Genomic DNA, 23550 nt, shown 5'->3' on the forward strand with positions numbered 1-23550 from the left:
CCGCCATTCGTGGCGAGATGGCCAAATAACGCGCGAAGAGAAAGACCAGGCGATATGTCCTTAAGCCCGACCCAGAACCAAGCCCCGCTCAAATTGGGGCTGATCGGTGACAATATCAAACAATCCAGCACCCCGCGTTTGCACCGAATTGCAGGCCACCTGAACGCCCGCGCGGTCAGCTATGATCTCTTGATCCCCCCTGAACGCGAGGAAACCTTTCTTGAGGTCTTCGAGACCGCGCAAATTGAAGGCTATTCAGGGCTCAACATCACATATCCCTATAAAGAAAAAGTGGTGCCACTTGTGCAACTGGCCGATCCCGTGTTGGACGCGGTTGGGGCCGTGAACACCGTTCTTTTCACGGCCCAAGGGCCTATTGGCTATAACACAGATTACACGGGCTTTAAGGCCGCCTATCAGGCCACACGGGGCGATGACGCACCAAGCGAGGTGCTGATCATCGGGTCAGGTGGGGCGGGACGCGCGATTGCCTTTGGCCTTGCCGATTTGGGGGCAAGCGCGTTGCATCTGGTTGATACAGATTTGCCTAAGGCCGATGGCCTAAAGCGTGATCTGGCGCGTGGCTTTCCGACATTGCAGGTCACAACAATGCGCGAGGTGTCCAATCTGCCACCTGAGATCACGGGCCTTGTGAACGCAACGCCCATTGGCATGGTTGGCTATGGCGGCACCCCGCTGCCGGCTGCGCATATGCGAGAGGCAAAATGGGTGTTTGACGCGGTCTATACCCCACTTGAGACACCGTTCCTCAAAGATGCAGCGTCTCTTGGTCTAGAAATCATTTCTGGGTGGGAATTATTCTTTTATCAAGGCGTGCACGCATGGGCACATTTTTCGGGCGGCAGCGTGGATGAGGCGGCGTTGCGCGCGGCGCTGTTGCAAGCTTAATTCAAGATGGGCTCAAACCCGATCAGGGCGCTAATCGGCGCATAGTCATCTGTCAGAACGCGCGGCTGCTTATCAGCCACAATCTGCGCCACGAAGGCATCATCGAGAGGTTGAAAGATCATTGGATCAGGCGACCCCGCCGTGAGGCGAGAGACAGGACTTGGTGTTTCGCTACAGAGAAGAACAAAAATCCGCCGCTCACCTTGGCTTGGCCCGCGCGCCTCTGTCCAGACTTCGACACTTGGGAAAACCGCCTGCAAAGTCACGATCATCGCCGCCAAGGCATCCATGCGGTCAACATTGTCGATCAGGTTCATCGCAAAAACCCCGCCATCCGTCAGGCGGCTTGCAACCAATTCAAAAAATTCTTGCGTGATCAAATGTTCGGGCACGGCAATATCGGTGAAAGCATCCCCAATGATCACATCATAGCGCGTGGGGGTGTTGCGCAGCGCCATACGCGCGTCTTCATGCAGCACGGTGACCTCATCTGCAGGAAGCCAGAAATAATCAATCGCCACCTGCGTGACGGCGGGGTCTATCTCAGCCACCGTGATTTGCCCTAAACCATGCGCGGCCCATCCCCGCGGGACGGAAAAGGATCCGCCGCCGATATGGAAGGATGAGAAATCCTTCTCTCCCATCCGCATGCGCGGCAGCGCGTCCAACATTGCAGCATGATCGGTTTGCATCTGGCGCGGTTCCGCCTCGCTACTGATGCCATGGGCAAGGTGATCCAAAACCATCAGATGAACGCGCGCGCCCTCGGCATCAGAAAGGGTCACTGTGCGGATACAGAAATATTCGCTTTCCTCGTCACAAATCGCTGGCAGGCTGAGGGTCTGATAGCCGAGCCCCACAAGCGCCAAACATGCCGCGAAGCTAAGACCAAGATCGCGCCCTTTAACCCGCGCCAACGCAAAGCAGACGACCGCCGCAAACGCATAAATCACAGCAATGACCATCAAGGTGGTCATCGAGCCTAAGCGCGGAACAAAGAAAAACCCTGCAAGCAAAGTGCCAAAAATCGCCCCAATCGCCCCAGTTGCAAACATAACCCCCAAGACGCGTTCAGACTGGCTTTGACCGCGCATGGCAACAACCGTCAAAACAGGCGCAGGGATGCCCGCAAATAGCGAAGGCAGGAAAAACGCGACCATGCTTAGGGCGGTGATGGCGGCGAGGGGATGGCTGAAGGCCTCAATTAGCGGAGCTGCAAACCCGCGCAACATCAGACTTGCCGCAGCGGTGGTCAAAGCGGCGGCAACCATCGTCCATGCGGTTTGGCGCAATGCATTTTGACTGTCATGCGCAGCGATGCGACCGCCCCACCAATGACCTACGGAAAAGCCCGCCAGAACAACCGCAATAATGGCTGTCCATGTATAGAGGCTCATCCCGACATAGGGCGCAATCATGCGGCCTGCGACAATTTCCACCACAAGGCTTGATGCAGAAATCGCCGCCTGCAGCAGCACCATGATCCAAAGGTATTTTCCTTTGCCTGCCACCCGATTGCACCTCGCTTGAGACTGACTGTCGCGCCATCGGGGAAAATTTACACCAGCCCCGCAAAGGCACAAGCCAGATAAAGCAAAAGCGGCAAGGTTTCCCCTGCCGCTTCGCGTTCTAGGTCATGCTCACCTGTGAGCTTATTTTGAGCTCTTTCCCGACATGCCGCCAGAAACCTCTTCCGTGGATTCTGCACTGAGTTCTGCGGGCAGCACGAGGTTTAGGATAATCGCGATGAGGGCCGCAGGCAAAATGCCCGAGGTTGCCAAGATTTTCATCGTGCTTGGCAGATATTGCAGTGCGTCAGGTTCAAGCTGCAAACCAAGCCCCAAGGACAAGGCAATCGCAAAAATCACCATGTTGCGGCGGTTCCAATTCACATCCGACAGCATCGAGATGCCTGCAGCGACAACCATGCCGAACATGACGATCACACCGCCGCCCAAAACCTCAATCGGCACAGAGGAAATCACCGCGCCCACCTTTGGCACCAAGCCACAAAGGATAAGGAATATTGCGCCGATCGTGACAACCGCGCGGCTCATCACGCCCGTCATCGCAATCAGGCCCACATTCTGTGAGAAGGATGTGTTCGGCAATGCCCCGAACAAGCCAGACACAGCCGTGCCCAGACCATCGGCAAAAGTCGCGCCTTGGATTTCCTTATCGGTCGCTTCGCGGTTCGCACCCCCTTTGGTGATCCCTGACACATCGCCCACTGTTTCCACGGCGGAAACAAAAGACATGGCACAAAAGCCGATGATTGCGGCGACCGAAAACTCTAACCCAAAGTGAAGCGGGTTTGGCATCGCAAAGCTTGCGGCACGGCCAACATTGCCCAAATTCACTTGCCCCAAGGCAAAGGCCACCGCGTAGCCCGCCAAAAGGCCAACCAAAACGGCCGAGACAGACAGCATCCCACGCGCAAAGAATTTCAGCCCCAAGGTCACAAGGATCACTGTGCCCGCCATGAGCCAGTTCAGACTAGAGCCGTATTCCTCGGTTCCAATTGCAGGCACACCGCCCGCAGCATATTGGATGCCAACCTTAACAAGTGCCAAACCAATCATCGTGACAACAAGGCCCGTCACCAAAGGCGGCAAGGCAAAGCGCAAGCGGCCAATGAACAGGCCTAAGAAGGCATGGAACAAACCGCCGACCAAAATGCCGCCCATCAAAACGGCAATCGCGTCAACGCCCTTACCTGCAACCAAGGGAATCATGATCGGAATAAAGGCAAAGCTCGTTCCTTGGACAATCGGCAGCCGCGCGCCAACAGGGCCAAATCCAATGGTTTGGAACAAAGTGGCGATGCCCGCGAAGAACATCGACATTTGAATCATATAGATCATCTGCGGAAAATCCGGGCTGTTTGAGCCAAAGCCAAACCCAGCCGCACCGCAAATAATGATGGCGGGTGTTACGTTCGAGACAAACATCGCCAAAACGTGTTGAATTCCAAGTGGCACCGCCTGAGTCAAAGGCGGCGTGTAATTCGGATCGCGCAGCTGCTCTGGCGTTCCAATTGATGCGTCTGACATCTTCTAGTCCCTCCCTTTTCGATGCTTTGGCGGCTCCTCCTCCGACAAAGTCTCATCGAATGTTCGCGCTTCGCGCTTAGCGCCGCCCGACCTGTGGACGGAACGACAGACCATGACCCAAAAGTCATGACTCAAATCGCAGGCTAAATCAGAAACTGAAGATTTATTTTCAAAAAAAACAAAAAGCTGTCACAAACAAGGTCTGGCACAGGTTTTTGCGCTGAAATCATTGAGAAAATTGCGCTTTCGGCCTTACTGCCAGCGCAAACCCCTATCCGACAAGCGGCGCTGCACGCGGGCGGGGTAGTCAGAACAGATCGCATCCACCCCAAAATCAATCATGCGATCGATATCTGCGGTTTGATTTACTGTCCAAACAACAACGCCCAAATCTAGGCTTTGCGCATAGGCCACATCTGCTGCTGTGATATCCGCGAAATGCGGGCACCATAGCGCGCCACCTTCCGCCTTGATATGAGCGGGAATATCGGGCGGCAATTGAAACTGGGGCTCGGATGCAATCGACAAATAAGACCGCGGGATTTCTGGCGCTTGTGCCTTACACTCCGCCAAAATGGCCCAATCAAAACTGTGCAAGACGGTCTGCCCAACCACGTGGGCGCTACGGATCACATCCAAAACTGCCGCAACAAAATGCGCCCGCGCGGCGGTATCTTGGGCAAGCACGGGATCAGATTTCATCTCCAGAAGCAGACGCGCCGCGGCGTGTTCAGGCCGCGAAATAAGGGCGCATAGGTCGGCCAATCGTGGCACCTGTAGCCCGTCAACCTGCGCCTGATCGGGAAAGGCCGCGCCATAAGCGCTCTGCCCATCAATCTTACCAACCTCATAGCGACATAGATCAGCATAGCTCAAATCACGGATTGGCATCTCATTTGTGATGAACTGTCCTGTTTCGTCCCGAAAAGTTGCGGCGTGCAGCGTGGGATTATGCGTAATGACGGGGATGTCATCGCCCGTCAGCACCACATCAAACTCAAGCAACGGCACACCTGCGGCCAGCGTATAATCAAAACCAAGCATTGTATTTTCGGGAAACACACCGCGCGCGCCCCGATGGCCAACGATACGGATCAGCCCTGACAATTTGCGAAAATCTGCCGCCGCATTGCCCATCACGCGCCCTGACATTTACTGTAACGTCTACGTCTTGCCTAGCACCCCGCAGCCATTGCTTGCAATCAGCCAAGTGGCGCTTATTGTTTCGTGCAGTAAAACAAGAAAGTAACGATCACATGACCCATTATCGCATTCTGTTGGCCTGTATCATCCTTGCAGGCTGTGGCGTGCCATTTGTGCCCTTGGTCTAGGGGCCAGTCGAAAAAGGGACGAGATGGAACAAGACCCCAAAACCCTTTTGCTTTTTGGCGATTCCAATACCCATGGCACTGTGCCTTTAACTGTGCTTGGGCAGCCAGAGCGCTATCCCCTTGCGCAAAGATGGCCAACCCTTTTGGCCCAAAAACTTGGGGCCACATGGCGCGTGATTGATGAAGGCTTGCCCGGTCGCACGACTTTGCATGATGACCCGGTGGAAGGGCCGCATAAGAATGGCGCGGCGGCATTACTTGGGATTTTAGAAAGCCACAGCCCAATTGATACAGTGGTGGTGAAACTTGGCACCAATGACCTAAAGCCGCGCTTTTCTGTCAATGCTTTCGATATTGCGCAGTCTGTGGGCAAACTCGTGCGTATCATCCGCGCCTCTGGCTGCGGGCCTGCGCGTGGTGTCCCGCGGGTGATTGTGGTCTGCCCTCCACAGATTGAGGAACGGGGGGTTTTGGCGGAAATGTTCCGTGGCGGCGCTGCGAAATCAGTGGGCCTATCGCCCGCCATGGCCGAGATGGCGGCACGCGAGGGCGTGGATTTGGTCGATCTCACAGGCGCGGTGACGGTTTCATCCGTGGATGGCATCCACTATGAGGCCACGCAAATGCCCCGCATTGCCGAGCTGATTTTTGCAGCCATTCAAAACTGAATATCGGATAAGAGAGACGCGATGACATCGAATTGGTTGGCGGTAGATTGGGGCACATCGCATCTGCGCATTTGGTGGATCAACGCCGAAGGGTCGGTCTTGGCGCAACGTCACTCCTCCGATGGTATGGGCAAGCTTCGCCCTGACGGGTTCGAGGCCGCCCTCGTAGAATTAGCGGGCGATCTTTTGCCCGCATCGGAAAAAACTACGGTTTTGATATGCGGCATGGCGGGCGCACGCCAAGGATGGGCAGAAGCGCCCTATGTCGCGACCCCTTGCCCCCCGCCCTCTGTCGCCGCATCCGTCAAAGTGGATACCACAGACCCCCGCTTGGCCGTCCATATTATTCCTGGGATCAAGCAAGAGCGACCCGCAGATGTGATGCGTGGAGAAGAGACGCAAATCGCGGGGTTTTTAGACGAGTATCCAAATTTTGATGGCATCCTTTGCCTGCCTGGCACGCATTGCAAATGGGTGCAGATCAGCGCAGGCGAGATCGTCAGCTTTCGCACCTTCATGACAGGGGAATTGTTCGGCCTGTTGGAGCAGGCCTCGGTTCTACGCCATTTCGTGGACGGCGGGGGCTGGGACAGCGCCACCTTTCTTGCCGCTTTGGATGAGGCAATCGCCCATCCTGCATTGGTGGCGGCCAATCTCTTTTCCATCCGCGCCGAGGGGTTGCTCCATGGGGCTGACACGAATGCGGCCCGCGCGCGCCTATCTGGTCTGTTGATCGGTCAGGAACTGGCAGGCGCCAAACCCTACTGGCTTGGCCAAGATATCCGTGTGATTGGGACAGGCGGCATTGCGGATGCCTATCACGAGGCCCTCACTGCCCAAGGGGCAAGTGTCATCAAGATTTCTGGCGAGGGCATGGCCCTGAGCGGGTTAAAAGCCGCGTATAGATCCTTTTTAGAGGCCGCAGAATGAGCCGCAACATTATTGCTATTTTGCGGGGCCTTCGGCCTGAGACTGCGCTCTCCATAACGGATGCACTGATTGCGGCAGGGATCACTCGGATCGAAGTGCCATTAAACTCGCCAGACCCGTTTGACAGTATCGCGGCCATGGTTGCCCATGCACAAGGGCGCGCCCTTATTGGCGCGGGCACCGTCCTAGACGTGGCAGCCGTTGATCGCTTGGCGCAGATCGGGGCGAAAATGGTGGTATCACCTGATACAAACCCCGCGGTGATTGCAGCCACAAAGGCACAGGGGATGCTGTCTTATCCGGGTGTATTTACTGCGACCGAATGCTTGACCGCAGTGCGGCACGGCGCAGACGGATTAAAACTCTTTCCTGCCTTCAAGCTTGGGGTGGATGGCTATAAGGCCCTCGCCGCCGTTCTGCCGAAATCGGTTGAAACCTATGCTGTGGGTGGCGTTGGCCCCGCAGATTTTGCCGCGTGGCAGGCCGCAGGGATCACTGGTTTTGGCCTTGGTTCACACCTGTTCAAACCTGATTATGACGCAACCAAAGTTGGCCATCTGGCGAAGGATTGCGTGACGGCCTATGATGCGGCCTTCGGGTGAAAATATTTGAGGGGACAGGGCGGGGACATACCCCCGCCCCTTTTGCCAAACATCAGGCGGCGTTTTTATCCAAGGCATAAGCGCCAGCGCCATGCGCGAAGAACATCAAGAATGCACCTGCGATAGAGAAGTTCTTGAGGAACATGATCATCTGTATCTGATCGGCAAAATTGCTGTGATATAGCACTGCTGTCACCACACAGAAGGCCGCGCCTGCCAATGCGACAAGACGCAATTTGAACCCCACCAATAGCGAAGCACCCACCAAAATCTCGAAGATAATCGCAGGCCATGCCAAGAAGGCAGGCAAACCACCCATCGTGACATAGCCGGCAAAGCCTTGCACATCGGCAAGCTTGCCCAGACCTGCCATCAGGAAAAATCCACCAATGAACACGCGCGCAATCAGCGGCGCAAATTTTTCAAGCTGCTGCATAAGATATCCATCCTTTTCCAAAAGCCATTCTCGGCTTGGCGCGGACATAAACACAGCGTTCAGCGGTCGGATATTCCAAAAGAATTGACGCGCTTTGTGCAAATACGCACAGAGAGAGGGCTTTACAGATTTAAAAATTATATCTGACCTTTTGCATTCACCGAGTGACGGGCCCGTCATTTCTGCATCCAAGAGATACGGTTTCTATGGGATTGCCTTTGTGACTGAATGATTGGCCATCAGGCTGGCAAATTACGAGCGGATGCAGATGATTTACTCTTGCCTCTTGCGCTGCAATACCGACAAAACTTTACACGAGTTAAATTTCAAAAATGCCCCTTTTACGCTCAAATCCACAGACGTGGGCATTCAGCCGGGGGGAAAGGATGTCGAAGATGTATCTTGGGATCGATTTGGGAACTTCGGCTGTTAAGCTTTGTGTCATTGATGCTGAGGGAAATCTGATCGCGCAAGGCAGCAAAGATTTGCCCATTTCGCATCCGTTTGATGGGGCAAGCGAGCAAAATTGTGAGGATTGGTGGGAGGCAACACGCGCCTACATCAAGGCATTAGATCCCGCGCTTCGCGCCGCCATCAAGGCGATTGGCCTATCTGGCCAGATGCATGGTGCCGTTGTGCTGGACGCGCAACGCAAACCTGTGCGGCCCGTGATTTTATGGAATGACGCCCGTGCGGATGTTGAATGTTCCGATATCATCGCGGCCGATCCGTCAGCCGCGCAACGCGCAGGCGTTTTGCCAATGCCGGGTTTTACGGCACCAAAAATCTTGTGGTTGTCACGTCATGAGCCCGAGGCCCACGCCAAGATCCGCCATGTGATGTTGCCCAAGGATTATATCGGGCTCTGCCTGCATGGCAAATGTGTGACCGACCCATCAGACGCCGCAGGCACATCATGGTTTGACGAGGCCGCGCGGTGTTGGTCTGCGCGGCTTTGTGAGCTGACCGCAACCGAACCTGCTTGGCTGCCCCGCGTCCTGCATGGCACCGATGTGGCTGGCACGCTTTTGCCCGATATCGCCATCGATCTGGGTCTGACGCCTGATATTCCTGTGGCGGCAGGGGCAGGCGATGGTGCGGCGGGGGCAGTCGGTCTTGGTGCCGTGCAAGCAGGTGATGGGTTTATCTCGCTTGGCACCTCGGGGCAGCTTTTTGTGACCACGGATGCCTATCGCCCAAATATCGAAAATCGCATTCACGCCTATGCCCATACCGTGCCTGATCACTGGTTTCAGATGGCCGCAATGTTGAATGGCGCACGCCCGATGGCGTGGCTGGCCGATTTGTTAAACCGCCCCATTGATCTTCTCTTGGCCGAAGCGGCCGAGGCACGTCCAGGCCCGCTCTTCCTGCCCTATCTGACGGGGGAGCGCACACCGCATGGAGACACTACAATACGCGGGGGATTTGCCAATCTGGGAGAGGGCATGAGCCAAGGCAGCTTGATGCGCGCTGTTCTTGAGGCGATCGCCTTTTCTTTTGCAGATGCGGCCGAGGCCTTTGCAAGAGCAGGCACGGCCCCAACCTCACTCTTGGCCATTGGCGGGGGCACCCGCAGTGATTTGTTGATGCAAATGATCGCAGATGTGACAGGAATTACACTAGGTCGCAGCGATGAGGCCGTTGTGGGCCCTGCCCTTGGAGCCGCACGGCTTGCGCTTGTGGCCTGCGGCGACAAACCTATGGAGGCAGTGATGCAGCGCCCCACTGTCCGTCATTGGTTCAAGCCGAAGGGGGCAATCGATCAGGGCACGCAGATACGCCTTGAGGCATATCGCGCTTTATATCCCGCATTGCGAACAGTTCAGCAAAAACTGAGGTGAGGAAGGTGCAATTCTACCAACCGCGAGCGGATCGCACAGGGCAAGAAACCCACCAAGCCTATCACATCCGCCAAAGTGACAAAATCATACAGCGCGATACGAGCAGACTAGTTGATTTTATTGGTTGCGGGGGCGGGATTAAGCCTATGCCGAACCACCATCACGCAAAAACAACATCGGTATACAATCAGTCGTCGCCTGCATTGAAATGGACCACTTGTAGCTGGCACTAATCATCAAAAATTACGGGGCAGCTCAAGATGACAAAAGTATTTTACAATACACAGGCAGACAATATAGAAACGCATTTTGTCACTAAAAATTTCCTATCAGATAAAATCATTAATTGAAGCTTCCGCATACTTAGCCGAGACAACTTTTAAGCGCGGGATAAAGTGACTTATATCGAGCATACACCTCTTCATACTGCGCCACATTGACCGCAATGGGATCAATGGTCCGGCCTGCGTGGACCATCTGAGATATTCCCTCATCAATGGACGCATAATGCCCGGCTCCATACGCAGCAAGAACAGCCGAACCAGTAGATGGCGCGTCTGGAGAGGCTGGCACACGCACAGGAATACCGGACGTGTCAGCATGAATTTGCAGCCACAGGTCTGAGCCGGAGGCTCCACCACCCAGTGTCATCTCATCTGCCGAATAACCTGCATCCTTGAACGCATCCAAAATCGCTCGCGTGCCAAAGCCAACACCCTCCATCATGGCTCGGAAAATATGGTGCTTCTCATGCGCAAGCGTCAGCCCAACCAAGGCACCGCGGGACAGAGGATCTGTGTACGGCGTTCGATTGCCCTGGAAATGGTCTTGCACAATGAGACCATCACACCCCGGAGAGAGTTGGGCCGCCTTCCCATTTAGTTCGTCAAAGTCGAGCCCACCAGTCAACCGACCCAGCCAATTGATAATGGATCCCGTCGATGTCTGTCCGCCCTCAACAATATACCGATCAGGATAAACGATGTCAGCATACGACCCCCAGACACCGGGTGCATTAAGTGGTGCCTCAGTCACACCAAATTGCAAATGCGAGGAGCCTGTAATCAGCGCTAGCTGTCCGGGTTGCGCCACTCCCAAGCCAATCATGCCAATTAGTGCGTCCGCGCCTCCCTGTATCACCTTGACTGATTGTGGAAGGCCCAGCTCTTCAGCAGCTGTTTTCGTTAATGTTCCGATTAACGAACCGGGCGCCACAATGCGAGGAGGCCACTTCTCTAAGAGATCTCCAATCCCGAGAGCCTCGACCATGTTTGTGGCCCATCCACCATCGCGACTGCGGTAGTGCCATCGCAATCCGACATTATCCAGACTTGCGGCCCATTCACCGGTAAAGCGATACGTCAAATAATCTTGATATTCACAAATCCTAAAGGCGCGATCATACGTGGCTGGCTCGTTACGTTTTAGCCATAGAGCCTTCGGAATCATCCACTCGGCCGAGACAGGCCCCTTCCCGCCCCCATTCAACATTAAAGCGGGATCATTGGTATCTAGAACGGCGTCTGCTTCTTCATTGGCCCGCACGTCCATCCAGATCAGGGCTGGCCGCAAGGCATCGCCGTTTGCATCAAGTGCAACTACCGAGCAGCAAGTTGTGGCGTAGGAAATGGCTTCAATTTTTTCTGGCGCGACATTCGCTTGTGCCAGCGCCCCACGCGTCGATTTAACGACGGCATCCCACCAATCAGCCGGGTCTTGCTCAGCCTGGGCCCCCGCAGAAAACTTAGTCTGATACGGAACTGCCTGGCTGCCCAAGCATGCCCCTGATAAGTCATATATGCGGGCGCGAAGACTTTCGGTTCCACCGTCAAAGGTGAGAAAATAGGCCATGATACCTCCCCTTATTGCATTAGCCCACGCTAGAATGAATACTGGCAGAGCAGTTTTGCTTTGAGCGTGTGGCAATAATATTCAATATTTCAACGTTCTTTCTATGATCGTCCGCACGTCTCCAAGAGCCTCCCAATGCGGCATGTGACCAACATTCAAAAACTGATGGATCGAAATTAGTGGGGAGATGGAAGGTATATCTGAATGATCAACAATCTGATCACCCGTGCCTGTAATGATTGTTACGGGATGTTTGTGCGACAACCCAGCCAAGTCATCGCATAAGTCTCGCACTTTACCACAGCGTCCACTCAATTCCTCGGCCAATGCAATGAGGCGGCCTTTTGAGAGCGTCTTGTAAATATCCATAATCGCCCCATTGGATAAACCATTCGATCCAACGGTTAACATTTTGAGCGCACTTTTGATATCCTCAACACCATGCGGTTGGCTTAGTTTAGCAAGGAATTCGGTATCGACACGCTGTCCAAGGCCAGCTGGCGCTATCAAGGTCAACGATGCCAAACGAAGCGACTGTCCCAAAGATATTGCTGGAATAGCACCCATCGAATGGGCAACCACGTGCACGGGAGCGCTTCCAAAACACTGCTTAATAACATCTGTTAACGCATGATGAAGTGCATCAAGATTTGCCGCCTCGTGCGTAGCCACTCCATGTCCTGGCAGATCAACTGCAACTGCATGGCAGCCAGAACGCGCTAGCTCTGTTTGGAGGCCAATCCAAGCTGTGCGATCAGCAGCGAAACCATGAACAAAAAACACAGCTTCTCCACCTCGCTTACCCATCTCAGACCATGCAAGACCGTATCCTGTTTTACATTCTTCAGATATATCTTTTGAACAAGCAGATACTGCGGCCTCTACATCCAGGCGCTCAACGCGTCCTCGTCGCCCACTGCCAGCCAGATCAGTCAGTTCGATCCCATGTTTTTGCGCCAATCGGCGTGCGACTGGTGTAGCGCGGGGCCTGTTAGAAGGTTCATCGAGTGATAGCGTGTTACTATTTTGATTTGACTGCTCCAGTGTGCCAGTTGAGCTAGCGGGCTTTTCACCATCTGGACCATTGTCATCTTGCATCCAATCAGGCCCAGATCCAAAATCGATTTCTGCGATCGGAATGCCTACCTCAACCACTTCACCAGCCGCAACCAACTGGGCGATTAAAGTACCGGTGCCCAAGGCAGGGAGTTCAACCACAGTTTTATCAGTTTCAACCTCAAGCAATACATCTCCTCGCTCGAAGGAATTACCTGGTTCAACCAACCAAGCCACCACCCTGCCCTCTTCCATAGTCTCTCCGACACGAGGCATTTTGAGCAATCCACTCATGAAAAAACCCTTTGGGCTGTCTCAAAAATGAGATCTACCGTGGGAACCGAGTTTCTTTCCAACTCAACCGATACCGAGATAGGGATGTCCTCGCCAGCGACACGTATGACAGGTTCTTCGAGGAAATCGAAACATTCCTCTGAAATTCGTGCAGCCAATTCGGCTGAAACGCCACAAGTGATAGCTCCCTCAGAAACAACCAAGACTTTTCCAACTTTTTCTACAGCCTCTCGGATAGTATCAAAATCGAGGGGATTTAGAGTGCGCAAATCAATAACCATTGCTTCGCGACCATGCGCGGCTAATTTATCGGCAGCTTGCAACGCGTAATGTACTTGGCGTGAATAGCTAATAATTACCACATCATCGCCATCTCTCCTAATGACGGCCTTACCCCACTCAGGTGGTTCAACGCTTAGATCCACCTCATCCGTCATTGCGTAGAGGCTTTTATGTTCGATGAATACTACCGGATCAGGCTGTTTAAGCGACTGTCGCAGCAAATGATATGCATCATACACAGTCGCGGGCATCGCCAATCGCAGACCGGGTGTGTGCATAATATACGCCTCTAGCGATTGGCTATGCTGCGCACCTGCAGATCGGCCAGTACCGCCCTGCGTCCTCAACACCATCGGAACACCAATCTGTCCCCCAAACATGTACCGAATTTTAGCCGCCTGGTTACACAATTGATCCATAGTCATGCCGATAAAATCTACATACATCAATTCGGCGACTGGACGCATTCCAGCCATAGCTGCGCCAACGGCAGTCCCCACAATGGCTGGCTCCGAAATAGGCGTATCAAGCAAACGCTCAGGCCCAAACTCCTCTATCAAGCCTTTGGTAACTCCATAGGCTCCTCCATAGCGCCCCACTTCCTCACCAATCACAAAGACATCTGGATCTTCGCGCATTGCATCAATCAGTGCGTGCCTTAGCGCATCACGGTAAGCTAGTTTTGGCACCACTCACCCCCTTGCTAAAATGCGTTGAATACGATGTCGCACGGGCTCAGGTTCGGGTTGGCCTGATGCAAAAACATCCCGAAACATCATATCAAGAGTTGGTTCTTGAGAATTGATTGCAAAATCAATAGTGGCATCCATTTCATCAGATACAGCTTTGTCCAAGTCGTCCAACTCTTTTTCTAATTTACCATTTAATATCAGGGAATTACGAGCGAACAAGACAGGATCTTTCGCACGGCCTGCCGCCTCCTCATCTTCTGAGCGATAGGGGCTCTTGTCCTTGCGGCCATGACCAAAAAACCGAAAACACTCGACCGCCAAAAAGCCTGGTTTTCCCGCTCGCGCTTGATCAACGATACGCGTGGCAGCGTCTACAACATCTAGAACATCTAGACCGTCAACGGTCTCCGCATTCAATCCAAAGGCTAGGGCTCGTTCATGCAATGCTGTGGTTTTTGTCGCTTGGTCAATGCGAGTACCCATGCCCCATTGGTTATTAATGCACACAAACACCGCCGGGAGGTCCCAAAGGGCAGCCATGTTCATAGACTCATAGAGAATACCCTGCTGCATCGCACCATCACCGAAGAATGCAATCGATACGTTGGAAGCACCGCGGCGCTTTTCAGCTAACGCTGCGCCAACCACTGCTGGGATCCCACCCCCAACAATGGCATTAGCTCCAAGATGTCCAAGTGCCATGTCAGCAATATGCATGGATCCGCCTTTTCCTTGGCAGTAGCCACTCTCTTTACCAGCGATTTCCGACATCATGCGGTTTGGGTCAGCTCCACGAGCCAAAAATACCCCGTGGCCGCGATGGTGGGTGGTAAAAGTATCGCCGGCTCGCATGGCCGAGCAGACACCGACAGCCGCACTCTCTTCTCCTATGGACAGGTGTAGCATTGAGCCTGCACTCTCACCCCGGAGGTAAAGTTCACCAACCCGATCCTCGAAAGTTCGGATCCGACGCATGGCGTGATAATACTTGAACAAGTTAGAGTTTGTACCGTCTACCTGCACTTATACCCCCTTTTATCTTCTCGTTATGGCACCAATACCAACTGCCTTAATTTGCAGGTGTGTGCAGTGAGTAGAGAAACCCATTTTTATGTGCGCAGTTCAATTTTTGACTCCACCTATTTGATCTCCAGGAGTTTAATCGCTAACTCCTCATCAACGAAAAGACGCTTCACAAATTTGGCCCGAAGAACAGCCAGCGTTGCGACCGCCTTTCCGACGCCACCAGCTAACAAAACAGTGTCAGCATTTTTCATGGTGCTTGGCTTCAAGCACGGCGCGCACTCGTTAACCTCAACATCTGCTATGCTTCCGTCAGCGCGATAAAATACGCCGCAGCAGTCGCCAACCACATCTCCACACCGTAGTTGCGCCTTTTGCTGGTCAGTAAAAATGCCACTCTCGTATAAAATTGATCCGGGTTTACACTCACCCACACTCATAAACGCGTGATCGGCTTTGTGTGCAATATTAGCCGCCTCTCGCACGAGCCTCTGGCTCATAATACTCTGACAATCTTCTGGCGTATCCGCAATAAAGGGCGCAGGCATTAAAACTGCGCGCCCACCAGTTTGGGAAGCAAGCCTGACACAGACATCACCAGGTGCAGTTTCGGACGCATATGTTATTGATCCCATCAACGATACAAATGTTAGGTTGGGGTTGTGAATGCCATTAACATTGTGCGCAGCGAAAGAGAGAGTACGTCCCCAACCCACTCCGATAGTCTTCTCTTTATTGTTCCCTGCAATTCGAGAAATGTAGCGAGCAGCTAGTACTCCGACCGAGTCACGAGCGTTCTTTTCATCACTCGCGCCTCCTCTACTGGGTGCTACTTGCGCCTCCGTCAAACCAAATGCGTCCTGAAGGCTTTCTGACAACTCGAGTGTGCGACTTGTGCGGTGCTCTACGCTAACCTTCACAAACCCCCGCTCCCGCGCGTCTGCAAGCATTCGCAGCACCTTGAAACGAGAAATCCCTAGTCGGTCACTGACCTCTTGCTGGCTTAGATTGCCAACATAATACAGCCATGCCGCCTGTGCTGCGTCATGATCAAAACTATGATCTCCCGGATGCATCAAAGAACCCCGATTCTCCCTTTCATGTGCAATGAAACTTCTTGACCGATGCATGTTGGCATATATAGTCACATTTGTGCAGTCAATGCACATGTGTTGCAAACCGCAGATTGGAATCTGATAAGAAAAGCTAAAAGGGCGTCAACCAATCGATAACCGATAAAAACATTACGCTTCGCGATGGACGTCTTAGCTTAGTTTTTTGGGAGGACTAAATGACAACTAAAATGAAACTACTCATGACCGCGGCAGTGGCGGGGGCGGCCCTTTCTGGGACGCAACTCATTGCTGACGCCCACTCAACTAGCATCGCAACCGTCGTAAAGATCGCTGGCATTCAGTGGTTCAATCGAATGGAAGAAGGCGTCAATAAATTTGCGGAAGATAATGGGGTGAATGCCTTCCAAGTCGGGCCAGCTCAGGCCGATCCGCAGCAGCAAGTAGCACTCATTGAAGATATGATTGCTCAAGGTGTGGACGCGCTTGCGGTTGTTCCAATGTCACCTGAGGCGCTTGAGCCAGTTCTGGGTCGCGCAATGGCCGCAGGTATTGCAGTCATTACACATGAAGCCGCGTCACAGCAAAACACCGCTTATGACCTCGAGGCTTTCGTAAACGAAGACTTTGGCGCCAACCTAATGGAGCAAATGGCTACTTGCATGGGTGGCGAAGGAGAATATGCAGTTTTCGTTGGCTCGCTCACCTCACAAACACATAACCAGTGGGTTGATGGGGCTATTGCATATCAGGAAGCCAACTATCCTAACATGACATTGGTTGGCGATAAGAACGAAACGTTTGACGATGCGGAGCAGGCATACACGGCAGCCCAAGAAGTACTTCGTGCGTATCCGAACATCAAAGGTCTACAAGGTTCGGCTTCTACTGATGTTGCCGGTATCGGGCGCGCTGTGGAAGAGCGGGGGATGGAAGATGGCACCTGCGTATTTGGTACATCTCTACCATCAATCGCAGGACAGTACCTAGAAACTGGCGCTGTTGATGGAATTGGGTTCTGGGATCCCGCTGTTGCTGGGGAGGCTATGAACGCCCTAGCAGTCATGGTCATTAATGGCGAAGAAGTCACCGATGGCATGGACCTAGGACTCCCTGGATATGAAAACATTAGCTTGGATGGTAAAGTTATTTATGGCCAGGCTTGGGTTAATGTGAACGCTGCAAATATGGCAGACTATCCTTTCTGATGAAACGGACCAGCACGGAACGAGAATTAACTCGTTCCGTGCAACATCATCTACGTTAAAATGTGATTGTGAAATGCATGAAAACAGTCCTGCACCGCTGGTCGAACTTCGTTCTGTCACCAAGAAATACTCTGGTGTAACAGCGCTAGAGGCAGTTGATTTCAGCGTCAGGCCGGGCGAGGCGGTTTGTCTTGCGGGTGAGAACGGGTCAGGCAAATCTACACTCATCAAAATTATTTCTGGCGTTGAGCCCGCATCCGGCGGCTCAATTTTCTTTAATGGAAACGAGTACCCGAAGATTACGCCACGCCTTGCCGCTAGCATGGGCGTTATGGTTATATTTCAGGATTTTTCTCTGTTTCCTAACCTGAGCGTCGCCGAAAATATAGCCTTCGGCAGTCTTCTTTCGTCAGAGCTCAAGGTTTTTGATCGTAGTAAGACAGTCTTAATCGCTCAAAAAGCTTTAGACCAAATTGGCGTAGATATAGACCTTGAAACGCGAGTAGAAAATTTATCAGTAGCCCAGAAACAACTTGTCGCTGTCTGCAGAGCGTTAGCATCAAAAGCGCGCCTTATAATAATGGATGAACCGACAACCGCGCTCACTCAAAAAGAAGTGCGCCGACTGCAAGATATCATACAGATGTTAAAGCTGAATGGTGTTGCAGTAATTTTTGTCAGCCACAAACTCTCCGAAGTGTTGGAAGTCTCAGAAAAAGTTTTTGTTTTAAGGAATGGTAAGAAAGTAGCAGAAGGTCCGGCATCTGACTTCGACACGACAAAACTCACCTATCACATGACTGGAAAAGATGTTTCTCTCTCTGACCCCGGCAGCTTGTCAAAAGACGCAGCAACCCTAATGGAGGTGAGTTCGCTGACAAAGCACGGGGCATTTACGGATATCAATTTTAATTTACGCGCAGGAGAAGTACTCGGGATCACCGGCTTGCTTGGTTCGGGGCGCACATCTGTTGCTAAGGCCATATTCGGATTGGTGGAACCTGACAGTGGCTCGATAAGAGTGGATGGCGAAAAACTCGAGCTTGGAGATCCCCAAAAGTCTGCGGCTGCAGGTATTGGTTACGTACCAGAAGATCGCCTAACAGAGGGACTGTTCCTCACGCAGTCAATAATGCGAAATGTAGCGATTGGCAGATTAGACAGTCACACTTCTGGCTACATTCTCAACATCGTCAGCCTCTTAGACGAGGCACAGTCTTGGCTGAAAAAGCTGAGTGTAAAAGCTCCAAATGTTGACGCACCGGTCCAATCACTTTCTGGAGGTAATCAACAACGTGTAGCTCTTGCGCGATGGCTCGCACGCTCTCCAAGAATATTAATTCTTAATGGTCCAAGCGTAGGCGTTGATGTCGGATCGAAAGCGGAAATTCACGAAATTATCCGAACCTTGTCCGCAAGCGGAATAGGCATCCTAGTGATTTCGGACGACTTACCTGAGCTCCTCTCAACCTGTCATCGCATACTAGTCATGCGTGACGGGTCAATAATTGATAGTTTTGACAGAAATAACGTGAATGAAGGGGATCTTGCCCAGAGGCTCGCATCATAATGAATTTCATCTCTAAAGATCTGCTAAAACGCAATGAAACGCTGGTTGCTGTGGTAATAGCCCTGTTTTGCATCATCGCCACAATCGCAGACCCGCGCTTCTTCTCCATTACAACAGTTTCAGACCTACTGAGAGCTTCTATCGTCATCGGTATTTTGGCGGTTGGAGCAATGGTTGTACTCGTTTCAGGCGGAATTGACGTTAGTTTTACGGCAATTGCGGTATTCGCAATGTACTCGTCCTCAGTACTCTTCTTGTCCATTAATCCCGATGCATCCTGGCCCATGATTTTTTGCGTTTCCATAGCATTTGGCGCTTTTCTAGGAGCAATTAACGGGGTGCTAATCGCCTTAATCGGGCTGCCCACTCTTATCGTTACGCTGGGCACCCTATCAGTATTTCGCGGATTCCTTCTTACGTTCATCGGTTCACAGCGTATTTCTGATCTCCCACCGTCCATGCGAGACTTTTCCCGAGGCGTTATTGCGCGAGGTACCACTGAAGCGGGTAATTTTTACTCTATACCCTGGTCTGTATTGGCACTTTTGTTCGTGATTGTTTTGACTTGGGTCATCCTGCAAAAAACAATGTTAGGTCGTTCAATTTATGCAATTGGAGGATCCGTTGAGAGTGCTCGACGCATCGGCATCAATGTAAAATGGACCCAGTTTTTTGTGTATGTCTACGTGGGGGCGTTGGCTGGCCTAGCGGGCATAATTTACGGCTCTGTTGGAAGAATGGCAGACCCTTTCTCATTGGTTGGCCTCGAGCTGTCAGTAATTGCAGCGGTCGTTTTGGGAGGTGCGCGGTTAATTGGTGGATATGGGACTATAACCGGCACGCTACTCGGCGTTGCTCTAATTGTAATTGTTCAGAACAGCCTAATCGTGATTGGTATTCCAACGACCTGGCAATCTGTGACTATTGGTTTGTTGATACTTATCGGTACAGGACTGCCAGCTTACCGAGCAAAAAAATCAGCTAAAAATGCGGGGTAAATAGAGATATGCTTCGATATATGTTCAAAAACCCCCAATTAAGCTCACCAGAATTTAGGCTGCTTCTCATAACGATATTAGTGTTCTTATCCATGGCTGCGCTGTCACCTGACAGGTTTCTTTCCAGTCAGAACTTAACATCGATGGCATTTCAATTCCCTGAGTTTGCGATACTTGCGTTAGCAATGACGATCACAATGATGACCGGAGGTATAGACCTGTCTGTGGTTGGCGTTGCAAACTTTTCAGCCGTAACTGCTGCCTTAATTCTGACACATTTTGCAGACCCCTCAATGTCGGGGTCCCAATCGCTTACTTGGTTAGCCCTCGCTATTTTCGCTGCCGTACTAGTCGGCTGTATTTCCGGTTTTATAAACGGAATTCTGGTTTCATTTTTTGGCCTACCCGCAATTCTGGCCACGCTTGGATCTGGCCTTGTTTTTACAGGCTTCGCAATTGCCATGACAGGCGGCAGCGCTGTGATGGGATTTCCTGATACAGTTGCATTGATAGGTAATTCTCAAATTATTGGGATACCAGTCCCCCTTATTATCTTCGGCGTGCTTGCCACGCTACTGGGTCTCATTCTGACACGGACGGCATTTGGGCTTCGGGTCACCATGTACGGAGCCAACCCCCTTGCAGCACTCTATGCGGCAGTAAATATCGATAAAATGTTAGTAAAAGTTTACATGCTTGCTGGAGTATTCTCATCTGTCTCTGGCTTGATAGTTATGAGCCGCGCCAACTCTGCGAAAGCTGACTACGGATCTTCGTATCTATTGCTTGCTGTGTTGATAGCCGTGCTAGGTGGGATCAACCCATATGGCGGCTACGGACGAGTAATCGGCGTCGTCCTTGCCGTACTCTCAATGCAATTTCTATCCAGTGGCCTCAATATGCTGCAAGTCTCGAACTTTGCTCGTGAGTTTATATGGGGGGCGCTATTAATATTGGTCATGGTTATCAATACCTATTCAAGCCGTTTATCAGCAAACCGAGGTAGGTAACCATCCAACTAAAATTTACTAAGGAGAGCAAAATGAAAAAAATTCTTAACGACCCTAAAGACTACGTCGATCAAATGCTAGCTGGGCTCGTTGCCGCTCACCCTGAATATTACAGTTTGCACGGAGATTCCGGTAAGGTTGTGGCGCGGGCTAATAAAGCTGGAAATGGAAAAGTTGGCATAGTCACGGGCGGCGGTTCGGGTCACTTACCAGTGTTTACCGGTTACGTGGGAACTGGCTTATTGGACGCTTGCGCGATCGGTGATGTTTTTTCGTCGCCGTCAGCAGAGCAAATGGCCGACGCAATTCGAGTGGCAGACAGTGGTTCTGGGGTCCTTAGGCTTTACGGAAACTACGGCGGCGATGTAATGAATTTTGATATGGCCGGCGAGCTAGTTGAGTTTGATGATATTAAATGCACAACCGTCCTGCTTGCCGACGATGTTGCCTCTGCGCCGCCCAGCGAAGCTGAAAAACGACGCGGCGTTGCGGGCATGGTGTATGCATTCAAAATTGCAGGCGCTGCCGCGGAAGCCGGCCACGACCTTGAGGCCGTAACCGCGGTAGCCCAAAAGGCAGCTGACGCATGTCGTTCTATCGGCGCTGCACTCTCATCTTGTACAGTTCCGCAAGCGGGAAAGCCTACTTTTGAAATTGGCGAAACCGAAATGGAAATGGGCATGGGCATACATGGCGAACCCGGCGTATGGAGGGGTGAGCTGAGATCTGCAGACGACATTGCAAATGAAATGATCGACAGGCTCCTAGAAGATATGCCGCTGAAGAAGGGAGACCGAGTATCTGTTCTAGTGAATTCGCTCGGGGCCACCCCGCCAGAGGAACTATACATTCTCTACCGCACTGTGAAAGCACGATTAGAATCCTGTGGGGCAACGATCGTTATGCCTTTAGTGGGCCGCTACGCAACATCAATGGAGATGGCAGGCGTTTCGTTCACGCTATTGAAATTAGATCGCGAGCTTGAAGAACTGTTAACAGCGCCATGTGATTGTGCTTTCTGGAGTGTTAAATGAGTTTAGATCGTGAAGATTTAATTGCTGCGATTGAGCGCCTTAAAGATGAAATGGACAATAATTTCGATCTTTTAAATACAGCAGACGGCGCCCTTGGTGACGGAGACCTTGGCGTAACAATGACACGAGGAATGCATGCGATCTACGAAATGCGGGAAAGCTTACCCGATGATCTTGGAATGCTGCTATTTCAGTGCGCACAGGCATTCACAAAAACATCTGGCTCTTCATACGGAACACTACTGGCTACAGGCCTCATGGCTGCGGCGAAATTATTGAAGGGGCAAACCACTCTCAATCCAAACAATTTGGCAGAATTGATTGCAACATCTCGCGATAAAATGCAGGAGAGAGGCAAGGCGGAGTTGGGCGGGAAAACTGTACTGGATAGCCTAGATTACCTGAGCAAAGCAGTAGCGAATTCGGACGACAAGTCACTCGCGGCATCGCAAGCCGTCGACGCCGCATTAAATGACTTTCGCGACAAACCTGCGACCATAGGCAGGGCTAGGATCTTCGGAGACAAGAGTGTCGGTATGGATGATCCTGGAATGTTGGCAATGAGTTTAATCGTCCACGCTGTAGCGCGTCGTTAATGTACAAAGCCTATATGAGTGGATCCTCTCCCCCATAATGCCGGTCTGGGTAGTCATTATGCAGGGCCTTATCCGCGCGTGAGAACCGAGGCTGAGCAAAGTTATGTTGATGCCAATAGGGATAAATGAGTGGCAAGCGGCTCACATCATTCAAGCGCTTCAGCTCGTCTTCAGAGAGAATAATTTCAAGCGCTCTGAAGTTTTTTGTAAACTGCTCAGAATTACGCCCACCAACAACCAATGAGGCGACCGCCGGTCGGGTTAAGAGCCAAGCCAGTGCAATTTGAGCGGCTTCTACGTTATGGGATTTAGCAATATCATCTAGCACATCGACGATATTCCACAAACGTTCCATATCACGAATAGGCGGCTCACTCCAGCCAGAAGCTTGTCGTGAACCTGGCGCCAATGCGCCTCTCCTATGCTTTCCAGTCAATAGGCCTGCTGCAAGGGGTGACCATATTTGCACACCAAGACCTTGATCCACAGAAAGCGGCAATAACTCATATTCGGCTTCCCGCGCTTCTATCGTATAATGGATCTGTTGTGACACAAAGCGGCTAGCGTAACTTGGTGCGGCGTTTAGCGCCTTCATCACTTGCCAAGCAGAAAAGTTCGAACATCCCACATACCTAACTTTTCCCTGCTGTATTAAATAATCCAGGGCCGATAGAGTTTCTTCAATTGGAGTAGTGCCATCCCACTCATGCATGTAATACAGATCGATATGGTCGGTGCGTAATCGCTTAAGGGATCTCTCGCACTCTCTGATTATATGCCACCTCGATAAGCCTTCATCATTTGGGCCTTCACCAATGGGCATTCTGACCTTCGATGTGACAAGTATATTGTGATAGCGCCCCTCTAAAACTTCTCCCAAAATTTCTTCCGAAAGCCCGGTGGAATACATGTTAGCGGTGTCAAACATGTTAACACCATAGTCGAGACAGGTATCAACTAAGCGCTGAGCATCTTTTGTATTTTGAGTGCCTGCGCGCCCAAAGTCACCTTTGCCACCAAATGTGAAAGTTCCCATAGTTATCGCAGAAATTTTAAGGCCCGTTTTGCCCAAACTACGGTAGATCATGAT

General features: G+C 51.9%; 21 protein-coding genes. 11 read left to right on the forward strand and 10 right to left on the reverse strand.

What is annotated here, in order from left to right:
* Window positions 1-54: 54 nt before the first annotated feature.
* Entirely contained in the window at window positions 55-909 is an 855-nt protein-coding gene (locus RYZ18_RS10160) for a shikimate dehydrogenase family protein (protein ID WP_317656630.1), read from the forward strand.
* On the opposite strand, the gene RYZ18_RS10165 is transcribed toward RYZ18_RS10160, so the two are convergent.
* The 3 genes from RYZ18_RS10165 to RYZ18_RS10175 form a co-directional block, all read right to left on the reverse strand.
* Window positions 906-2420, reverse strand: coding sequence for a fused MFS/spermidine synthase (locus RYZ18_RS10165; protein WP_317656631.1), 1515 nt, complete (start codon window positions 2418-2420; stop codon window positions 906-908). The two genes, RYZ18_RS10160 and RYZ18_RS10165, sit on opposite strands and share 4 nt — an antisense overlap.
* Window positions 2421-2561: 141 nt before the next feature.
* A complete protein-coding gene (locus RYZ18_RS10170; RefSeq protein WP_317656632.1) occupies window positions 2562-3962 on the reverse strand; it encodes a uracil-xanthine permease family protein in 1401 nt (466 codons plus the stop codon).
* A 252-nt stretch (window positions 3963-4214) separates the two neighbouring features.
* The gene (locus RYZ18_RS10175; RefSeq protein WP_317656633.1) at window positions 4215-5114 is read right to left on the reverse strand and encodes a glycerophosphodiester phosphodiesterase family protein; all 900 of its coding nucleotides are present in this window, start codon (window positions 5112-5114) and stop codon (window positions 4215-4217) included.
* Window positions 5115-5316: 202 nt separating this feature from the next.
* Between RYZ18_RS10175 and RYZ18_RS10180 the strand changes: the two genes are divergently transcribed.
* From RYZ18_RS10180 to RYZ18_RS10190, 3 genes are read left to right on the forward strand one after another with little or no spacing between them, the layout of a single operon-like run.
* Window positions 5317-5961, forward strand: a complete 645-nt coding sequence (locus RYZ18_RS10180; RefSeq protein ID WP_317656634.1) for an SGNH/GDSL hydrolase family protein — start codon at window positions 5317-5319, stop codon at window positions 5959-5961.
* A gap of 21 nt (window positions 5962-5982) precedes the next feature.
* Window positions 5983-6891: a 2-dehydro-3-deoxygalactonokinase gene (locus RYZ18_RS10185; RefSeq protein ID WP_317656635.1), complete on the forward strand. Its 909-nt coding sequence runs from the start codon at window positions 5983-5985 to the stop codon at window positions 6889-6891.
* A complete protein-coding gene (locus RYZ18_RS10190) occupies window positions 6888-7493 on the forward strand; it encodes a 2-dehydro-3-deoxy-6-phosphogalactonate aldolase (RefSeq protein WP_317656636.1) in 606 nt (201 codons plus the stop codon). The genes RYZ18_RS10185 and RYZ18_RS10190 overlap by 4 nt, the downstream gene beginning before the upstream one ends.
* Before the next feature lie 52 nt (window positions 7494-7545).
* Here the strand turns inward: RYZ18_RS10190 and RYZ18_RS10195 are convergent, their stop codons facing one another.
* Window positions 7546-7929, reverse strand: coding sequence for a DoxX family protein (locus RYZ18_RS10195; RefSeq protein ID WP_317656637.1), 384 nt, complete (start codon window positions 7927-7929; stop codon window positions 7546-7548).
* A 395-nt stretch (window positions 7930-8324) separates the two neighbouring features.
* On the opposite strand from RYZ18_RS10195, the gene xylB reads away from it, so the two are divergent.
* The gene (gene xylB / locus RYZ18_RS10200; RefSeq protein WP_317656638.1) at window positions 8325-9773 is read left to right on the forward strand and encodes a xylulokinase; all 1449 of its coding nucleotides are present in this window, start codon (window positions 8325-8327) and stop codon (window positions 9771-9773) included.
* Window positions 9774-10136: 363 nt separating this feature from the next.
* Here xylB and RYZ18_RS10205 read toward each other — a convergent pair whose 3' ends face one another.
* The 5 genes from RYZ18_RS10205 to RYZ18_RS10225 all read right to left on the reverse strand — a co-directional run bounded on the left by RYZ18_RS10205 (window position 10137) and on the right by RYZ18_RS10225 (window position 16047).
* Window positions 10137-11624 carry an FGGY-family carbohydrate kinase gene (locus RYZ18_RS10205; RefSeq protein ID WP_317656639.1) on the reverse strand — a complete coding sequence of 496 codons (1488 nt, stop codon included), beginning with the start codon at window positions 11622-11624 and terminating at the stop codon, window positions 10137-10139.
* Between the two features lie 81 nt (window positions 11625-11705).
* Window positions 11706-12974: an alpha/beta fold hydrolase gene (locus RYZ18_RS10210; RefSeq protein ID WP_317656640.1), complete on the reverse strand. Its 1269-nt coding sequence runs from the start codon at window positions 12972-12974 to the stop codon at window positions 11706-11708.
* The gene (locus tag RYZ18_RS10215) at window positions 12971-13948 is read right to left on the reverse strand and encodes an alpha-ketoacid dehydrogenase subunit beta (protein WP_317656641.1); all 978 of its coding nucleotides are present in this window, start codon (window positions 13946-13948) and stop codon (window positions 12971-12973) included. Before RYZ18_RS10215 ends, RYZ18_RS10210 begins: the two co-directional genes overlap by 4 nt.
* A complete protein-coding gene (locus RYZ18_RS10220) occupies window positions 13949-14971 on the reverse strand; it encodes a thiamine pyrophosphate-dependent dehydrogenase E1 component subunit alpha (RefSeq protein ID WP_317656642.1) in 1023 nt (340 codons plus the stop codon).
* Between the two features lie 116 nt (window positions 14972-15087).
* Window positions 15088-16047: a sugar-binding transcriptional regulator gene (locus tag RYZ18_RS10225; protein WP_317656643.1), complete on the reverse strand. Its 960-nt coding sequence runs from the start codon at window positions 16045-16047 to the stop codon at window positions 15088-15090.
* Window positions 16048-16262: 215 nt separating this feature from the next.
* Here RYZ18_RS10225 and RYZ18_RS10230 point away from each other — a divergent pair, with 215 nt between their 5' ends.
* The 6 genes from RYZ18_RS10230 to RYZ18_RS10255 all read left to right on the forward strand — a co-directional run bounded on the left by RYZ18_RS10230 (window position 16263) and on the right by RYZ18_RS10255 (window position 22460).
* On the forward strand, window positions 16263-17252 hold the full coding sequence (locus tag RYZ18_RS10230; protein ID WP_317656644.1) for an autoinducer 2 ABC transporter substrate-binding protein: 990 nt from the start codon (window positions 16263-16265) through the stop codon (window positions 17250-17252).
* A gap of 73 nt (window positions 17253-17325) precedes the next feature.
* A complete protein-coding gene (locus RYZ18_RS10235; RefSeq protein WP_317656645.1) occupies window positions 17326-18822 on the forward strand; it encodes a sugar ABC transporter ATP-binding protein in 1497 nt (498 codons plus the stop codon).
* Window positions 18822-19820 carry an ABC transporter permease gene (locus RYZ18_RS10240; RefSeq protein WP_317656646.1) on the forward strand — a complete coding sequence of 333 codons (999 nt, stop codon included), beginning with the start codon at window positions 18822-18824 and terminating at the stop codon, window positions 19818-19820. Before RYZ18_RS10235 ends, RYZ18_RS10240 begins: the two co-directional genes overlap by 1 nt.
* A gap of 92 nt (window positions 19821-19912) precedes the next feature.
* A complete protein-coding gene (locus RYZ18_RS10245; RefSeq protein WP_317656647.1) occupies window positions 19913-20830 on the forward strand; it encodes an ABC transporter permease in 918 nt (305 codons plus the stop codon).
* A 32-nt stretch (window positions 20831-20862) separates the two neighbouring features.
* Window positions 20863-21864 (forward strand): dihydroxyacetone kinase subunit DhaK, encoded by a 1002-nt coding sequence (locus RYZ18_RS10250; protein ID WP_317656648.1) that lies wholly within the window; start codon window positions 20863-20865, stop codon window positions 21862-21864.
* Window positions 21861-22460, forward strand: coding sequence for a dihydroxyacetone kinase subunit L (locus RYZ18_RS10255; RefSeq protein WP_317656649.1), 600 nt, complete (start codon window positions 21861-21863; stop codon window positions 22458-22460). Before RYZ18_RS10250 ends, RYZ18_RS10255 begins: the two co-directional genes overlap by 4 nt.
* Window positions 22461-22470: 10 nt before the next feature.
* Here the strand turns inward: RYZ18_RS10255 and RYZ18_RS10260 are convergent, their stop codons facing one another.
* A complete protein-coding gene (locus tag RYZ18_RS10260; protein ID WP_317656650.1) occupies window positions 22471-23547 on the reverse strand; it encodes an aldo/keto reductase in 1077 nt (358 codons plus the stop codon).
* Window positions 23548-23550: the final 3 nt, after the last annotated feature.

Origin of the sequence: Roseovarius sp. 10, from assembly GCF_033100315.1 — a bacterium.
Taxonomy (GTDB): Bacteria; Pseudomonadota; Alphaproteobacteria; order Rhodobacterales; family Rhodobacteraceae; genus M30B80.

Coding starts and splice junctions, on each gene's coding strand:
- RYZ18_RS10195 (WP_317656637.1), bottom strand. CDS start 7,929: ATGCAGCAGCTTGAAAAATTTGCGCCGCTGATTGCGCGCGTGTTCATT.
- RYZ18_RS10170 (WP_317656632.1), bottom strand. CDS start 3,962: ATGTCAGACGCATCAATTGGAACGCCAGAGCAGCTGCGCGATCCGAAT.
- RYZ18_RS10245 (WP_317656647.1), top strand. CDS start 19,913: ATGGCTGCGCTGTCACCTGACAGGTTTCTTTCCAGTCAGAACTTAACA.
- xylB (WP_317656638.1), top strand. CDS start 8,325: ATGTATCTTGGGATCGATTTGGGAACTTCGGCTGTTAAGCTTTGTGTC.
- RYZ18_RS10160 (WP_317656630.1), top strand. CDS start 55: ATGTCCTTAAGCCCGACCCAGAACCAAGCCCCGCTCAAATTGGGGCTG.
- RYZ18_RS10240 (WP_317656646.1), top strand. CDS start 18,822: ATGAATTTCATCTCTAAAGATCTGCTAAAACGCAATGAAACGCTGGTT.
- RYZ18_RS10180 (WP_317656634.1), top strand. CDS start 5,317: ATGGAACAAGACCCCAAAACCCTTTTGCTTTTTGGCGATTCCAATACC.
- RYZ18_RS10255 (WP_317656649.1), top strand. CDS start 21,861: ATGAGTTTAGATCGTGAAGATTTAATTGCTGCGATTGAGCGCCTTAAA.
- RYZ18_RS10205 (WP_317656639.1), bottom strand. CDS start 11,624: ATGGCCTATTTTCTCACCTTTGACGGTGGAACCGAAAGTCTTCGCGCC.
- RYZ18_RS10250 (WP_317656648.1), top strand. CDS start 20,863: ATGAAAAAAATTCTTAACGACCCTAAAGACTACGTCGATCAAATGCTA.
- RYZ18_RS10235 (WP_317656645.1), top strand. CDS start 17,326: ATGCATGAAAACAGTCCTGCACCGCTGGTCGAACTTCGTTCTGTCACC.
- RYZ18_RS10225 (WP_317656643.1), bottom strand. CDS start 16,047: ATGCATCCGGGAGATCATAGTTTTGATCATGACGCAGCACAGGCGGCA.
- RYZ18_RS10230 (WP_317656644.1), top strand. CDS start 16,263: ATGACAACTAAAATGAAACTACTCATGACCGCGGCAGTGGCGGGGGCG.
- RYZ18_RS10185 (WP_317656635.1), top strand. CDS start 5,983: ATGACATCGAATTGGTTGGCGGTAGATTGGGGCACATCGCATCTGCGC.
- RYZ18_RS10210 (WP_317656640.1), bottom strand. CDS start 12,974: ATGAGTGGATTGCTCAAAATGCCTCGTGTCGGAGAGACTATGGAAGAG.
- RYZ18_RS10190 (WP_317656636.1), top strand. CDS start 6,888: ATGAGCCGCAACATTATTGCTATTTTGCGGGGCCTTCGGCCTGAGACT.
- RYZ18_RS10175 (WP_317656633.1), bottom strand. CDS start 5,114: ATGTCAGGGCGCGTGATGGGCAATGCGGCGGCAGATTTTCGCAAATTG.
- RYZ18_RS10260 (WP_317656650.1), bottom strand. CDS start 23,547: ATGATCTACCGTAGTTTGGGCAAAACGGGCCTTAAAATTTCTGCGATA.